Origin of the sequence: Aquimarina callyspongiae, from assembly GCF_034322225.1 — a bacterium.
In the GTDB taxonomy this organism is placed as follows: Bacteria; Bacteroidota; Bacteroidia; order Flavobacteriales; family Flavobacteriaceae; genus Aquimarina.
The window spans coordinates 645,297-661,813 of record NZ_JAXLPA010000002.1 but is presented as its reverse complement, the minus strand read 5'-3'; the positions used below and the strand labels follow the sequence as shown (position 1 = coordinate 661,813).

16 protein-coding genes are annotated in these 16,517 nt (G+C 30.5%); 2 read left to right on the top strand and 14 right to left on the bottom strand.

The annotated features are described in order from the left end of the window. Positions 1-29: 29 nt before the first annotated feature. The 4 genes from U0D62_RS09965 to U0D62_RS09950 all read right to left on the bottom strand — a co-directional run bounded on the left by U0D62_RS09965 (position 30) and on the right by U0D62_RS09950 (position 6,168). A complete protein-coding gene (locus tag U0D62_RS09965) occupies positions 30-1,367 on the bottom strand; it encodes a lysine N(6)-hydroxylase/L-ornithine N(5)-oxygenase family protein (RefSeq protein ID WP_322287128.1) in 1,338 nt (445 codons plus the stop codon). Positions 1,368-1,374: 7 nt separating this feature from the next. Further along, entirely contained in the window at positions 1,375-2,880 is a 1,506-nt protein-coding gene (locus U0D62_RS09960; RefSeq protein WP_322287127.1) for a pyridoxal phosphate-dependent decarboxylase family protein, read from the bottom strand. A 350-nt stretch (positions 2,881-3,230) separates the two neighbouring features. Further along, on the bottom strand, positions 3,231-4,280 hold the full coding sequence (locus U0D62_RS09955) for a DUF3667 domain-containing protein (protein WP_322287126.1): 1,050 nt from the start codon (positions 4,278-4,280) through the stop codon (positions 3,231-3,233). A 199-nt stretch (positions 4,281-4,479) separates the two neighbouring features. Continuing rightward, entirely contained in the window at positions 4,480-6,168 is a 1,689-nt protein-coding gene (locus U0D62_RS09950; protein ID WP_322287125.1) for an amidohydrolase, read from the bottom strand. Positions 6,169-6,390: 222 nt separating this feature from the next. Between U0D62_RS09950 and U0D62_RS09945 the strand changes: the two genes are divergently transcribed. Further along, positions 6,391-7,371 carry a sensor histidine kinase gene (locus U0D62_RS09945; RefSeq protein WP_322287124.1) on the top strand — a complete coding sequence of 327 codons (981 nt, stop codon included), beginning with the start codon at positions 6,391-6,393 and terminating at the stop codon, positions 7,369-7,371. Positions 7,372-7,375: 4 nt separating this feature from the next. Beyond that, entirely contained in the window at positions 7,376-8,095 is a 720-nt protein-coding gene (locus U0D62_RS09940; RefSeq protein ID WP_322287123.1) for a LytR/AlgR family response regulator transcription factor, read from the top strand. 42 nt (positions 8,096-8,137) lie between these two features. Here the strand turns inward: U0D62_RS09940 and U0D62_RS09935 are convergent, their stop codons facing one another. The 10 genes from U0D62_RS09935 to U0D62_RS09890 form a co-directional block, all read right to left on the bottom strand. Beyond that, the gene (locus tag U0D62_RS09935; protein ID WP_322287122.1) at positions 8,138-8,992 is read right to left on the bottom strand and encodes a phosphatase PAP2 family protein; all 855 of its coding nucleotides are present in this window, start codon (positions 8,990-8,992) and stop codon (positions 8,138-8,140) included. Between the two features lie 136 nt (positions 8,993-9,128). Continuing rightward, positions 9,129-9,461, bottom strand: coding sequence for an ArsR/SmtB family transcription factor (locus tag U0D62_RS09930; protein ID WP_322287121.1), 333 nt, complete (start codon positions 9,459-9,461; stop codon positions 9,129-9,131). A 124-nt stretch (positions 9,462-9,585) separates the two neighbouring features. Next, positions 9,586-11,763, bottom strand: coding sequence for a S9 family peptidase (locus U0D62_RS09925; RefSeq protein WP_322287120.1), 2,178 nt, complete (start codon positions 11,761-11,763; stop codon positions 9,586-9,588). A gap of 142 nt (positions 11,764-11,905) precedes the next feature. Then, positions 11,906-12,667, bottom strand: coding sequence for a LytR/AlgR family response regulator transcription factor (locus tag U0D62_RS09920; protein WP_322287119.1), 762 nt, complete (start codon positions 12,665-12,667; stop codon positions 11,906-11,908). A 4-nt stretch (positions 12,668-12,671) separates the two neighbouring features. After that, positions 12,672-13,586: a sensor histidine kinase gene (locus tag U0D62_RS09915; RefSeq protein ID WP_322287118.1), complete on the bottom strand. Its 915-nt coding sequence runs from the start codon at positions 13,584-13,586 to the stop codon at positions 12,672-12,674. A gap of 282 nt (positions 13,587-13,868) precedes the next feature. Beyond that, complete coding sequence (locus U0D62_RS09910) at positions 13,869-14,168, bottom strand: hypothetical protein (RefSeq protein WP_322287117.1); 300 nt, start codon at positions 14,166-14,168, stop codon at positions 13,869-13,871. Between the two features lie 267 nt (positions 14,169-14,435). After that, positions 14,436-15,092, bottom strand: a complete 657-nt coding sequence (locus U0D62_RS09905) for a hypothetical protein (RefSeq protein WP_322287116.1) — start codon at positions 15,090-15,092, stop codon at positions 14,436-14,438. A gap of 27 nt (positions 15,093-15,119) precedes the next feature. Further along, a complete protein-coding gene (locus U0D62_RS09900) occupies positions 15,120-15,257 on the bottom strand; it encodes a hypothetical protein (RefSeq protein ID WP_322287115.1) in 138 nt (45 codons plus the stop codon). 27 nt (positions 15,258-15,284) lie between these two features. Then, a complete protein-coding gene (locus U0D62_RS09895; protein ID WP_322287114.1) occupies positions 15,285-15,461 on the bottom strand; it encodes a hypothetical protein in 177 nt (58 codons plus the stop codon). Positions 15,462-15,767: 306 nt separating this feature from the next. Then, positions 15,768-16,499 carry a hypothetical protein gene (locus tag U0D62_RS09890; RefSeq protein WP_322287113.1) on the bottom strand — a complete coding sequence of 244 codons (732 nt, stop codon included), beginning with the start codon at positions 16,497-16,499 and terminating at the stop codon, positions 15,768-15,770. Between the last annotated feature and the right edge of the window lie 18 nt (positions 16,500-16,517).

Sequence of the window (16,517 nt, the reverse complement as noted above, 5' to 3'; positions counted from 1 at the left end):
AGAACCTTAAAGATGTATTGAGGATTTTATTAAATTAAAACGTCGTTTTCTATAGTGATTTCTTCTTCTTCGGTTACCTCGAATTGTTGAAAAGCAATGCGTTTTTCTATTGGATAATGATCTTTTCCTGTAAGTTCTTTGATTATATAGGAGTTACGATAACAAGCCATTCCAAGATCTGGAGTAACAAAACCATGTGTATGCAGTTCTGCATTTTGTACAAAGATATCTTTGGCTCTATGATCAATAGCATAGTTACGATGTACATCATACCTTCCTTGTTCGTCCCATTGAATCCTATCCTTGATTCCTTCTATAAAGGTTGGTTGGTGATAATTATATCCACTTGCTAATACTAATCCTTCTGTCTGGTGTTTGTAATATTTATCTTGTTCATGTTGATGTATCTCAAGATAAAATGCATCTAATGCTTCATCAAATTCTGCTTTTTTAAGTTCAGAATTCGTTCTCAAATTTATATTTACCTTACTGGTTAATTGTTTTGTATATATAAGATCAAAAATGTCTCCTATTAAATCTTGATTAATCCCTTTATACAAATGCTTTTGGTTTTTGATTAACTCCTCACGTTTATGTGATGGAAGATTATAGAAATAATCTATATATTCTGGAGAAGTCATCTCTAGTGTTAGTTTGGCATATTCTAAAGGAAAAAACCTGGGAGAACGCGTGATCCAATTTAATTGATAATCTTTGTTATCAATATCTTGCAAAAGATCATAGAAAATCTCTGCCGCACTCTGTCCACTACCTAACACAGTAATCGATTTCCTGGATTGCAGTTCTTCTTTATGAGACAGATATTGAGAAGAATGAATTGATTTTCCTTTTAAGTTTTTACAACATCTTGGTATATAAGGTCGGGTACCTGTGCCAAGAACTAATTTCTTAGCTTTATATACTTTGCGATCATTTGTCTTAACACATTTTGAGAATACAACGTAACACTCTTCTACATCACTATACCCTATTTCAGTTACTTCTATTTGGAAGTGGATATTAGATAACTTTTTTATAGCCCATTGACAATATTGGTTATACTCTTTTCTAAGTAATAAGAAATTTTCTCTGATGTAAAAAGAATATATCCTTCCTTGTTCTTTTATATAATTTAAGAAACTAAATGGATTGGTAGGATCTGCAAGCGTAACTAGATCTGCCATAAAAGGAATTTGAAGTGTGGTATCCTGAAGCATCATACCAGGATGCCAATCAAAACCATCACTTTTGTCTAAAAAGATACCTTCTAAACCTTCAATAGGTTCTGTTAGACATGCCAGACCTAAATTCATAGGCCCCACTCCTATAGCCACAAAGTCAGCTATATTTTCTTGTTTTGTAATCATAATGTGATTAATTATTGGTTTTGTAACTTTTCCCGGTATCTTTGATCATTTGAACGATATTCAACAAATCATCAATTGTACTTTTAGGATTCAGTAATGTGAATTTCAGATAGGTAACTCCATCGATTTTGGTACTGGCAACAGAGGCCTGTCCTGACTTAAAAAGCGTATTCTTTATGTAAAGATTAATGGTATCGAGTATCTTATTTGAACTTATTCCTGGAGCTATATATCTAAATACCAGTGTGCTTAATTCTGGTTTATGAGCGATTTCGAAATAAGAGTCTTCTTTAAGGCTATGGTATACATCCAATGCCAGATAATGAACTTTTTCTAAAAATATTCCGATGTTTTTAGAGCCTGTCATTTTTAAGGTAAACCAAAGTTTTAAAGCGTCAAATCTACGAGTCGTTTGTATGGATTTTTCTATGAGATTAGGACATTCTTCATCTCTATGTTCTAAAGGATTTAGATAATCAGCATAATAAGAAATGTACTTAAAATTCTCAGTGTCTTTGGCAAGAAAAGCACTAGAGCATACTGGTTGAAATAATGTTTTATGAAAATCAACAGTAACGGAGTCCGCTTTTTCAATTCCGTTTAATACATCTTTATGAGTATCTGTTAAAACATAACAACCTCCATAAGCGCCATCTACATGAAACCAAATATCATACTCATTTGCAATTTTGGCAATAGTATCTAATGGATCAAAACTACCAAAATCTGTTGTTCCTGCAGTTGCTACGATAGCTATAGGAATATTTCCTGATTGTTTTTCTTTTTCTATTGCCTGTACGAGAGCATCCGGTTTCATTTTCATTCGATCATCTGTTCCAACAGAAATTACAGAGTCATATCCCATCCCTAAGAGTGCTGCATTCTTTTTAATACTAAAATGTGCTTTCTCTGAACAGAAAAAACGAAATTTTGAAACTACATCAGACCATCCATTTTCTTTAAGGTTAATACCATAATTTTTATACGCATAATGATCTCTGGCCATTAATAATGCCATAAAATTAGATTGAGTACCGCCACTAGTAAAAACTCCATCAGATATAGAAGGTAATCCTATTTCTGAACAGATCCATCTAATCATTTCTTGTTCTATAAATGTGGCTGAAGTACTTTGATCCCATGTTTCTACAGCTGTATTAACCGAAGAGGCTATTAAATCCCCTACCAAAGCTGGTAATAACACCGGGCAATTGAGGTGGGCTACATAATTAGGATGATGAAACGCTATGGTATGGTCGAGATATAATTCTTTAATCTCTTGTAATGCCTCATCTATGGATAAAGTATTGTAAGGATCAACAGAAATAAGATGTTTTTTTGAGTTAAAATCATTTGCGGTTTCACCATTATAAAAATGATCTCTATCTAAAAAGGAAGTCACATATTCCAATGCTTTTTGAATATATTCTTGATATGAATATTTTGATTGAGCATCAAAGAATTGATCAATTTTACGATCTACTATTAAGTTAGGTTGTGTGTCGAGGAGCATATTATTTTTATTTAATCTAAATAAGCTTTGCAAATTTAGAATCAAATAGAAATATATTCATGACGTATCAAGGATAAAAAAAGACGCGAAAAGAAACCTATTTTATATTTCTTTTGGTATCCTATTCCAACCACCTTTGTATTAAACCTATAACCTCAAAAAGCTGTTCTTATTATCATAAGATATTATTATTCATTCTGTATAGAAGCTAATTAAAAATGCTTTTTATAGCACTCATAAATAATCTTCTGTTTCAAGAAATTAAATATTATGTGGTTGGTTCCTATTGGAGCTATATTAGGTTTTATGCTAACTGCTATTAATCTTATATGGTGATAATAAAATAGTCCTTAATATAACATAAACGAAACCATAATTATCCCTAAAAAAGCAATAGGAACTATAAATGTTAAATAAACAAAGGACACAAGATTTGCCTTTAAAAATGATGACAACCAACTGCTTTTATAAAAATTCCTAAAAGCCAATATAAGATAAATAATAAATGACAAAAAGATCAAGGCTTCTATCCAATAAGGGATTTCTACAATAGCATTCGCCAAGATTAGAACACAAAATGATGTAAAAAGGAAAGTAAAAAAGTAAAAACTAAAAACCATATGGTGCGCAAAAGCTCCTTTTCTCCAGTAGAATATCTTCAATAAAAATGCAAATAGCGGTAACATGATAAACATAGTTATCGGAATTGTATCATATAATGTTTTGAGAATTCCCCCTCCTTGTTTTTCATAAAACTTGAGCATTTGGGTATAAAACTTTTGAGTAAAAGCATTAGCATCTTTTTTTAATCCCATAGCTTTTAACTTATCAGCTTCTGGAGCATCAATAGCGATTAAAGAATCTAAAACTTCACGTTTAAAACTAAATGATAAATTAGGAGCTGTTTGCTCTACAGATATAATCGAATCAAGAGCTGTAAGGTTTTCCTCAGATAACTCAGCCATAACTTTATTATCTGTAAGTGCTTTTTTTACTAGTTCCTTACTAATAGAATCCTTTTTAAATTGTAATGAATCTAATCGTATATCTTTATTAAATCCTTTTTTAAATGTTTCTGTCATAGCACTATCAGCCTTTCTAACACTAAAAGAAAACACAAAAAAGAATACTACCGATATAAATAGATAAAACTGTGCTGGATGCAAATACGACAGTCGTTTACCGTCAACAAAACGTCTGGCTAATACGCCTGGTTTTGTCATTAACGGTATAAAACTCCTAAAGAAACGAGCATCTATAGAAAAATAATTGCTTATCGTATTACTGAAAAGGATACTAAATGTAAGATTGTCCGCAGTTTCTTGTCCACAATAAGGGCAATAGGAAAAAGATTCATCAAAAGATTTTTCACAATTTTTACATGAATTAGCTGAAGACATTCGTATTGGATTTGCCTAAAAATACAAAAAGAAATGACAATTACTACTTATAAACTGTATCCTGAGCGAATAATATAGTTAACCATATTAATTCTCATTTTTACAATAAATAATAAAGATGAGAACTAAATAGTGCATAGTTCTCATCTTTAGTTGATACTGTTCTTAAATGTTTTACATCAACAGTAAAATGGTTGTCTTAACGACGATAAATTATTTCTCCATTAAATATTGTCAAATCTACTTTAGTATTCTTAATTTGATTAGGAGAAATAGTAAAAATGTCTTGGTTTAAAACAATTAGGTCTGCTTGTTTACCAACTTCAATTGAGCCCACTTTATCTTCTTGCCTCATGGTATACGCTCCATTAATTGTATATCCGGCAATTGCCTGTTCTAAAGTAATATTCTCCGGAGCACGTGTTACTGCATTTTGTATACCTACAAATGGATTTAAAGTGCTCACATCCCAATCACTACTCAATGTGAGGCGTGCGTTTGCATCTGTAAGGCTTTTTAATGGCACGACATGCTGTGAATGTTCTGAACCTATAATTTCATTAAGTTCAGACCAATTGGATGGATTTGTAAAATCTCCTGCTACCTGACAATCAGCTGTTACATTAAGTTGTGAAAAACGTGAATAATCAGATGGTGACATAACTTCTAAGTGGGTAATACGATGTCTTCCAGCTATTGTACCGGATTGTTCAATGGCGTTTAAGGTTTCTGTAATCCCTCTATTACCTATGGCATGGATATGAAAATCAAAACCGATAGGTTCTAGTTCACGAATCAGGCTAGCGATTCTATCTTGAGTAATATAGTTGAGTCCGTTATTAGTATTAGCTCCAATAATATCAAATAAATAATCGGTTTCCAAAGCTGCAGTAGTATTTGGTATAATGCCATCACTATACAGCTTTATCTGGCTGATTTTAAGAAGTTTGTCTAACTTGTTTGAATATAAAGCTTTAATTGAAGCTATTTGATCAATATCATTATCTTTTGGATAAATCCATAACCCCAGATTTACTCTTGCTGTAAGCCTACCTTCTCTTTCTATTCTTTGCCATACTTCATGATATTTTCGTTTCCAATAAGTTCTGGCTTCAGCAATAGAGGTTATACCATGTTTTGCTAATTCAGGTAATCCATATTGTATCAAACCTTGATAATCATTTTCTAATTTGGTTATTGTAGGAGCCAATGCTTGCTCTAATACGATCTCTCCTGCATTGTCTAATAAAATACCGGTTAAATTTCCAGCTTCATTTTTTAGATAAGCACCTCCCTGAGGATTGGGAGTACTATTATTTATACCCAATACTTCAAGAGCTTTTGAGTTACACCAAATAGAATGTGATGTTTGCTCCATAATTGCAATCGGTCTCGTAGTTGACACATCATCCAAAATCTCAATTGGTAATCTAGCCGATTCAAGTAATGAAAAAAGAGAATGCCCATATCCTAATAACCAATCATTACCCGGATTTTGATTTGAAGCTGCTTTTATTGACGTTATATAGTTTTCTGGATTGGTTTCTGTATCATCTAATGTAAATTTAAAATTTGTACTTGACGCTTCTAAAGGATGCATATGCACATCATGAATACCAGGAAGCATCAGCGCTCCTTCCAAATCTATTTGTTTCGCTCCAGCATCAGCAAAATTAAATGCTTCTATAGTACTACCTACAAAAGTGATTTTGCTATCATTAACAACAACGGCCTCTGCCCAAGCTTCTTCTGGATTTACTGTATAAATCTTCCCGTTATAATATACTGTTTGAGAAGATTGAATAGTCTCTTTATCATCATCATTATCACAGGAAGAAGTGATGCATAAAAAACTAAAAAAGATTAACAACGATGTCATATATTTCATAGAATTAGGTTTATAGTTATTCTTGATTGTTGATCCAAAACTATAAATGCTTTACTTTTAGATCACTATCAAATCTATAAACCGATTGATTTTAGGTCTATATGGTATAATATTCGGATTATTCCTTATATCTATCATCTCATACCTAAAAATTGATATTTCGCGAGATAGTTTCTCAAATTAAGAATAAATAAAATATTTTTGATTCTCAATAAAATATGAATGGCCAAAGTAAAACCTATATATCATATACTCTTCTGGGTATTCTTTTTTTTCTTCATTTTAGATTATTTTATTGATATATATCCATCTGAAGAAGCTATATATTATTCTTTTCTTGAATGTTTAGTATATATTACAATTTGTTATACTAACTTATATTTATTGATTAAGTTATTGTTGGCCAGGAAAAAAAAGATCCTATATTTTATAAGTCTTTTAATCTTTCTCATCATCTTATTTCAGATCTACAATGCTTTAGGTTTAATTGATAAACCACAAGATGAAGGAATATATCGTGAATTTTACTCTTTTGTTTTAAATTTTTCCCTATTTACATTCATCTCATTTCTCTATTGGTATTTCACTCTATATCAGCAAGAAAGACAACACAATCTTGCATTACAAAATGAGAAATTACAAGCTGAACTGTTATTGTTAAAATCACAGGTAAGTCCTCATTTTTTGTTTAATTCTCTAAATAATATTTATTCTTTAAGTATTCTAAAGCATGATAATACTTCTGTAATGATTGAAAAATTATCAGATATTTTACGTTATATCATTTATGAAGGAAATACTGAAACAGTTTTATTAGAGCGTGAAGTAGAATTATTAAATAATTATATTGATTTACACTTGCTTAAAAAACTAAAAGCAGAAGAAAATATAACAATCCATATCTCTGGAGTTACGAAACAGCATAAAATCACTCCTCTATTACTTATCAATATATTGGAGAACTGTTTTAAACATGGTGATATGGCTTATAATGAAAATGGTTTTTTGATAGTAAACCTCATTATTAATGACAATATCTTATCTTTTTCTACTGAAAACTCGTACAAGTCGTCGAATAAAAAGCCTGGATTGGGGTTAGAAAATAGCAAACAACAACTATTACATTATTATCCAGAATGTCATAATTTTACTATAGAAGACAAAAATGATATATTTAAAGTAGCTCTAACTCTTAATTTATAGTCTTTTGAAAATATATAATTGCCTTATAGTTGATGATGAAACCTTAGCACAAGAGCTTATCGAAAATCATTTAAAGAAAATTCCGAATGTAGATATTATTGCTAAATGTCATACCGCAATGGAAGCATTAAGTGTTTTAAATGAACAAGCGGTAGATATTATGTTTTTGGATATCCAAATGCCGGATTTAACAGGGTTAGAATTATTAAAATCTCTTGACAAACCACCTTATACTATTCTAACAACTGCTTATTCTGAATATGCATTAGAAAGTTATGAACTTAATGTCGTGGATTATTTGCTAAAACCTATAAGATTTGATAGGTTCTTCAAAGCAATAGGCAAAGCTTTAACCCTATTAAATGATAAAACTCCAGCAAATGTTCAAAATGAAGAAACTGAGGATTACATTTTTGTGAAATCAGACTATAAAGCTGTAAAAATCAGATTCAATGATATTGAGTATATCGAGAGTATGCAGAAATACGTAAAATTTTACACAAAAGATAAAATGGTTATGTCATTAATGAGTTTAACTTCACTAAACGATATACTCCCTTCTTCAAAATTCTTTAGATCACAAAAATCATATATTGTAAATCTATCTAAAATAGAAAGTATTGATGGTAACTTGCTAATTATGTCTTCTGGAGCCAAAATACCTGTTAGCAAAAGGTTAAAAGGAGATCTGATTCATCTAATCGATCCTAATCAACTTTTATAATCCCAAATAACATCTTATTATAAAGTGGAATAAATGTTAGAGTTACTTTTTTCTCCATTCTTCTTTGGCTTTTAAAAGATCCTCTTTAAAATCAGGGTTTTTAAGCATTAGAACCAACATCTCATGGGCTAATTTTCTTGCCGCTTCCTCATCACTAGGATAATGAATTCCCATAATTTCTCTTGACTCTCCTACTTCATACGCTATATTCAAAAACTCCTTTCTTTTATTTGGTAATAATTCACTCCAAACAAATGCCTGTATGTATGCCCAAAGTGTATGACCGCTTGCAAATGATGGCGAAGATATTCTTGCCATAGGATTTAATTTTGGTTCCAGATGATATGGTCTAGCTCTGAGTAAATGATATTTAATGGTAAACTCAATAATTCGCATATCACGTGTAACTCCTGCAAGTAGTTTTAAAGTAGCTGGATAATCATAAGCATCATAATCTTTTGTCATAACCTCTCCATACTCCCAAAAAAGATGTTCTGTATTACGACCAGGAATAGTATGATCTTTTTCATAAGGTGGCCAATACCCTATCCTTGCAATTTCTAGGGAACGTTCTTGCATAGTCCCTGTTCTTTTATCTTCTAATTCTAAAAGATAATCAAGTTCTGCTCTGGTTTGATCTGAGCTGTTTGCTGGAAACTGTATATTTTGTTTTAAATAGTTGACATCTTTTTGTTTTAAATAAGTAGGTTCGATTCCTATATATCCACGACCAGAAGTTCTTCCATCAAGAGGAAATTGAATTTTGTCTAAATCTGATCTTTGACTATTAATCTCTGTACTATACTTTTCTAAACTCTTATAATGGTTTTTTACAGGTTCTAGTGAATGTATATCCTGAGAATTAGATGAGCAACTGGTTAATAACAACAAGTTCATGAAAAGAATGTTGATCGAATATTTTAAACTTAAATTCATATAGTAATATTTAAATTAAACATTGTATATCGTTAATATACGATATTAATATTAGCTCAATTACACTTTTAGAAAACTTTGGGATAACATCTATATTCTAGAGAACTTTTGAGGTAAAAAACGAATGAAATTCATTTAATAATTTTCTATTTAAATAATAGTAGGTGAATTTGTTCTCACTTTCGGTTATAAATAATCCACACTCTTTTAAAATCTTAACGTGTTGTGACATTGTAGATTGAGAATAATCAAACATTTGAACTAAATCTTTATTACAAGTAACATTATCTACTCCTTTTCCTCTATTTTTTTCACTCAAATACCTTACTAATGCCACTCTTAACGGATGTGCCAATGCATTGCTTATTTCAGCTATCTTATGATCTTCTTCTGTGATATATTTACTGGATATTTCGGTACGTATACGCATTCTCAAATCGTTTATTGTAAATATACAATTTATATATTTAAATAACCTTATTAGATATACATAACCAAAAAACCAGCATTAACTATAGCTAATACTGGTTCGTTTTATAAATATTTTTAAATCCCTATTCCTTGATCCCTTCAAGATCCATCATAAAGGCATAACTCAATGCTGTTCTTTTGTAGCGTGCGAAACGCCCAGAAGCTCCTCCGTGACCTGTTTCCATATCACAATCCATAATTAATAGATTATCATCTGTTTTAAGTTCTCGAAGTTTGGCTATCCATTTTGCCGGTTCCCAATATTGCACTTGACTATCCCAATAACCTGTTGTTATCAAAATATTAGGATATGTCTTTGCTTCGACATTATCATACGGTGAATAAGATTTCATATAATCATAGTATTCTTTATTCTTAGGATTTCCCCATTCATCAAATTCAAAAGTAGTTAAGGGTATAGTTTCATCCATCATAGTAGATATCACATCCACAAATGGCACTGCTGCCACTACTCCATTCCATAATTCTGGCTTCATGTTTAAAATGGCTCCCATTAACAATCCTCCTGCACTACCTCCCATTGCATACATATGATCTGCACTGGTAAATCCTTCTTTAACAAGGTAATCTCCACAATCTATGAAATCAGTAAATGTGTTTTTCTTTTTTAACAGTTTACCATCTTCATACCAATGTCTCCCCATCTCTTGTCCTCCTCTAATATGTGCTACTGCATAGATAAACCCACGATCTAACAAACTTAGACGATTAGAACTAAAATATGGTTCTGAACTGCTTCCGTAAGAGCCATAAGAATATAGAAGTAATGGGGTATTAGCACTTTTCTCTACTCCTTTTTTATACACTAAAGATATCGGAACTTTTACTCCATCTCTCGCGGTAGCATATAAACGCTCAGATACATAATTATCTTTAGAAAAATTAGGATCTACGACTTCCTGCTCTTTTAATACCTTTTGTTCTTTGGTTTCCATATTATAATCTATGGTACTTGATGGTGTGGTTAAGGAGGTATAAGAATAGCGTAAGATATTAGTATCAAATTCAAGATTTGTAGAAGTATACGCCAGATAAGCCGGATCATTAAATTCTATATAATGATCTTGCTCTCCGTTCCATTTCATAACTCTAATAGTGCTTAAACCATTTTTTCTTTCGCCTAAGGCTAGATAATTTTTAAAAGCAGTAAAATCCTCTAATAAAATATCCTCACGATGTGGTATTACATCTTCCCAGTTTTCTTTGGTTGTAGCTGTGATAGGTGTTTTTACTAATTTGAAGTTTGTAGCATTAAGGTTTGTTCTAATATAAAAATGATCTCCAAAGTGCGCTACGCTATACTCCAAATCTCTTTCTCTAGGTTGAATTACTTTCCATTCTCCATTAGGTGTATCTGCATCCAGGTAACGATATTCTGTTGATAGTGTTTGATAGCTACCTATAACAATGAATTTATCAGAACGTGATTTATAAACAAAACAGCTGAAGGTTTCATCTTTTTCTTCAAAAACTAATTCATCCTGAGACTGATCTGTACCTAATACGTGCTTATAGATCTTATTTGCTCTTAGGGTTACTGAATCTTTTGATGTATAAAACACTGTTTTATTATCATTTGCCCAAACAGCACCTCCTGTAGTATTATTAAGTTTATCTGATAATACTTCTCCTGTTTCCAGATTCTTAAAAGATACTGTATAACGACGTCTTGAAACTGTATCAATTCCAAAAGCTAACAATTTATTATCTGGGCTTACTGATCTACCACCAAATCCATAATAGGAAAAGCCTTTAGCCATTTCTGGCCCGTTAAGTATAATTTCTTCTTTTGCTCCTTCTTCCAGTTTTTTACGGCAGTATAATGCATAATCCATCCCTTTTTCAAAACGTGTATAATAAGAATAGCCATTATCGTTATAAGGAACAGAAGAATCGTCTTTTTTGATTCGTCCTACGATCTCATCATATAATTTTTCCTGAAGACCTTCTGTATGCTTCATGGCGGCTTTCTTATAATCATTCTCCGCATTTAAGTAATCTAATACATCCTGAGTTTGAGTATCTGCAGTTTCTGCATTTTTCTGTTTGTCGCTCAAACGCATCCAGAAATAATTGTCAATACGCGTATCTCCATGTGCTGTTAGTTCTTCGGCTACTTTTTTTGCTACAGGAGCTTCAATAGACTGATGTGGTTTTAATTCGGGTTTTTCTTTATCTTCTTTGCATGCAGTAAACAATACAACAAACATAAATAGTGAATAGATGATTTTTGTTTTCATATAGATTAGATTTAATAAGCTTGTTTTAAAAATCGCAGCAATTCTTTTAACAAGTAAAAATAACAGTATTATTATAATTCCATATGTTAATTCATTATTTTAAGAATTTTTATAGCATTTCTGCAATTCCTTAAGGATAATTTTATTTATCAACCCAGGTTTTAAAACCGGTAGCTTTGGCTTTACTAACCACAATCTTTTCTTTTGAAACCGGACTTATATTAACAATTAATTTACCATTGAAATAATACTTTATATTAGATATTGAATTTTTATGTATTATAAATTGTCGATTCACTCTATAAAAAAATTCAGGATCCAATTCTGTTTCAATATCTTCTAACTTTTTATCTATTATATAGGTTTTATTTTCAAAACTAATCGCTTTTACCATTCCGGTATCAATAAAGAAATAAGCAATATTCTCAGTCTTTAGAGGGATTAGTTCATCTCTATGATGCACTAAATATGTTTTTTTAAAAGATCTATTTTGGGTTTGTATCAACTGCAACATCCCTTGAAGCTGATCATTAAGATTATTTTTGTTTTCTGTCTTGTTTTTAAATTTTTGAATAGCCTCTGATAATTCTTCTTCATCAATTGGTTTGAGTAAATAGTCTATACTGTTTACTTTAAATGCTTTAATTGCATATTGATCATAGGCCGTTGTAAAAATCACTGGTATTTCCATTTTGACTTTATCAAAAATCTCAAAAGAGATACCATCCGCCAAATGTATATCCATAAATATTAATGAAGCCTCTGATTCACCTGAGAAATATTGAACGCACGATTTTACAGAATCCAAAACTTCTAAAACCTCGATATCAGAATCTATGTCATTTAGTAAAAATTTTAAATGATCACTTGCTGCTATTTCATCTTCAACTATTATTACCTTCATCTTTTTAGTTTAGAGGTAGTTTTACTTTAAAAATATTATTGTTTTTCTGGATACTGATATGATTCTTTTTAAGTAAAAAATATCGTTTATCGAGATTCATTAATCCATTACCGGTACTATCGACAAAAGCAGTTCGTGGTTGTATTTTATTTTCGACATAAATCCCTTCATCCTCTGAATATATCTTTACCAATAACGGATTACCTTCTGATATCTCATTATGTTTTACTGCATTCTCTACCAATAACTGTATAGCTAATGGTGGTATTTCATAGGTAAGAAAAGAATCTTCAATTGTTATCTTAACATCAAAACGATCTCTATACCTGGTTTTAATCAAATGAATATAGCTTTGTAGAAATTTAAGCTCTTCTTTAAGCGAAACCAAATCTATATCCCCGCTTTGTAAAATATACCGATACATATAGGATAGTTTATTTACAAACGTAGTTGCTTCTTTATTTTCTCTTACGATAGAGTTTAACGAGTTTAGAGAATTAAAAAGGAAATGCGGATTAATTTGATTTTTTAAGGCAGTTAATTCCTTTTGGAGATTTTGCTGTTTCAATCGTTCATTTTCTAAAAGTTGTTGTTGCTGCAAAATCTGGTATGTCAATATCCTTGCAATAAATAAAGCAAATATGACTACTACAAAATAAACAAAATAAATCAGACCTATCTCTTTCTCTGATATTTTTGCTTTTACAAATACTGGGTACAAAGTCGCAAAAAGCTTTACCATCACCAAAAAAATAGTTACATTCAATACAATGGTAATACTACTTCTAATCCATTTTCCATACTTTGCATAACTATTCTTCCAGTTTGAGTTTAACTGAAGTATTAAATAAGAAAGAGCAAATAGAGAAATTGTACGTATGATCATATCTTTTGCTGTAACTTCAGTAAAAGATTCCATAAACCTCTCTGTTATATTAAGTAAAGAAAGATTTCTTGGAAGATTGATAAGCACTGAAATCAAAAGTGCTATTTTTAAGATTGCTGATTGCTTTACCTTTTGTGAGTTCAATAGAAAATCTGTGTATAATTTATTAAAGCTAAATTTAAGGAAAATTAAACGGAATATTTGGTATAATTTTACTTTATTATTATTTAAAAAGTAGCTTCTTTTATAAGAATTAGAGGTCTTCTGTTATGAAATAAAGCTCAAAAAATACAATTGAGAGATTGTATCTTAAGATTAATACCTCTCACATTGGATATTTATCTGAATTTCTTCACCTTCCTTTAAATCTAGGATATCGGATGGTTCAATAAAATCTTCTTGTATACCATTAAATACATCTTCAAAATTTATTGATCTTACTAGTTCTTTTGCTGCCAGATCATCCATTTGTTTTTCTAGTTCAAGGCTATTCATAAAACTAGTTTTGGGGATGTTATTCAATGTATCAGAAAACATCTCTTTATTTATTCTAGCGGTTACAATAAGTACACTACCGGTAAATACGGTCATCAAAATCAGGTTTATAGTTTTCATATGTTTCATTTTTAACTTTAGTATTAACTTCTATTACAAATATATTGGAGAGACAAAGGGTGTATTGTTCAAAATCAAGTGAAGCGTATAAATCTTAAAGTGAAACAACTTATTAATAGAGTTAAGTGAAATAGAGTGCTTTGGGAAAATCTACTCTATCAATCTATATAACAATCAAATGAGTTAATTCATATACACTAAAAAAACCACCGAGATATCATTTTTAATACCTACGGTGGTTCAATCAACTAACCAATTATGAAAAAACTACTTACTTATACTTTTTGTTATTTTTTTAGAAAAATCTTTTGATGTGGTTCCCATCGTTTCTGGATTATCTATTTCTGTAGTAATCACTGATAGTAATTGTTTGTTTTCTGGTTGTGTAAGATCATAAACTACTGTTTCTAATATATACTTTCTACCTTTTGAAGTTACCGTGGTAACGGGATCTGATTGTACATATACACTACCATAGTATCTATAGAAACCTCTATAATATCCTCTATAATGATAGGACGGAAAAGTACTTACGCGATATGTGCTACCTGTTGTTGTAGTCTCTGTATACTCCTGACAATCTTTTAAAGAGGTCATAACAATTACTTCTACATCATTTTCTTTAATTTCTTTTTTAACCTTTTGGATTTCATCATCACTAATTACATCGGTTGGATCAGATTCTGGAAATAAAACAAAACTCTCTACTGATCGATATCCTTTAGAATTTAGATTATTTACAAGATCTTTTTCAGTTTGTATTCTAACCATCTCATTATCTGTTCTACTTACTACCATTATATTTTTATCCTTTATACTAGATGTTTTTATGTCTTTCCAGGAATCTGTAACTTTTACTGACGAACAACTGAATAAAAATGTTGTCACAAATAATACACTTAGTAATCTGTTTATTGTTTTCATGATTTCTTTCTTTTATTTTCTTAAATATTAGATGAATAAGAATTCATTATCATCGTTTTCATAATCTTTAGAAATACTTATATAATCTTCCTTCCATTTTACTTGAACTATATCTACCAAGTTCTTTTTTGATATATTTTTAAATATTGATTTTATAGTTTTCATAGTTTTATTTTTTGAATTATTACTCATTTAGTTTCTAATAGCTGTTCCTGCAGCAGATCCCCATTCTTCTAATTCACTAAACAGTTTTTTACTCCATTTTTGAATCTTATTTATTGGTTTTACCATTGTATACTCTTGAGGAACATCAGTTACATCGTATCTTCTCTTATTGTTATATATGATTCTTAAATTTTCAGCTTGCATAACTTCTTGTTTTTAATTTGTTATTATATCTTATTTTCTTATACAAATGTAGCTCTGAAATAAGGGTAAATAACTGATTTTTAGAGTGAAGCGACTTTATTTATAAGTGAAACACCTTTTAAGTAAAGTGAAGTGTTATTTAAAGATTGTCATCTTTATAAGAGAGCAATTTATTCACTGTAACAGGCACCTAACAAGTGATTAAAACACTTATATAGAATAGTATTTTGTTTCCTAAAACCCTTCAATTAAAAAACCCTTTGAGGATATCTCAAAGGGTTTTGAAGAAATTCTAAAAAATTATAACTACCACCTTCTTTTTTTCACAGTATTGTATTCTTGACGTTCTGTTCTATCGTCTCTACGTTCTCTTCTATCTTCTTTTCGCTCTCTATTATCTTCTGCCAGTTCTCGCTTGGTAATTTCAATATCCTGTTGTAATGTATCTATAAATTCTTTTAATAGTTTTTTGTTTACTACTGATTTTTCAAGTTGATTCGAGTTAAACGAAAAATTAAATGTTTTAAGTGTTTCCAGTATATGTGCCTGTCGTTCCAGAACAGTTATCTGTAGTTTTAAATCACCTATATCATCTCTCCTATCTCGTTTATCATCATTTTTATTAATTTGATCTCGCGCCATATCTCTTTGATCATCTTGTCGATCGTATCTTCCTCTATCAGAGTCATCACGATTTCTTCTAATTTCTGCTCTATCAGACCTTATCTCTGCAGAACTTTGTGCTATTTCTCTTCTAGCCTGTTTTGCTTTTTCTTCACTTTGTTTTACTTCTCTGATTATATCACTAATAATATCTCGTTTTATATCATTAGTTTTTGTTTCGTCTTTTATATCAAAAGCTTTATTAAAACTTACCATTTTTATCTGGATGGCTTTCAACTCTTTTATATCCCTTTCCAGATTTTTTTTACCCTGTACTATTTGAGCTGTATTTTGAATTGCCTCTTTAGTATTTTGTCCGGTTATTGTAATACTCATTAGTAATAGTGGGAGCAGTAATATTTTAGCATTTTTCATTATTAGTATATTTTAGAT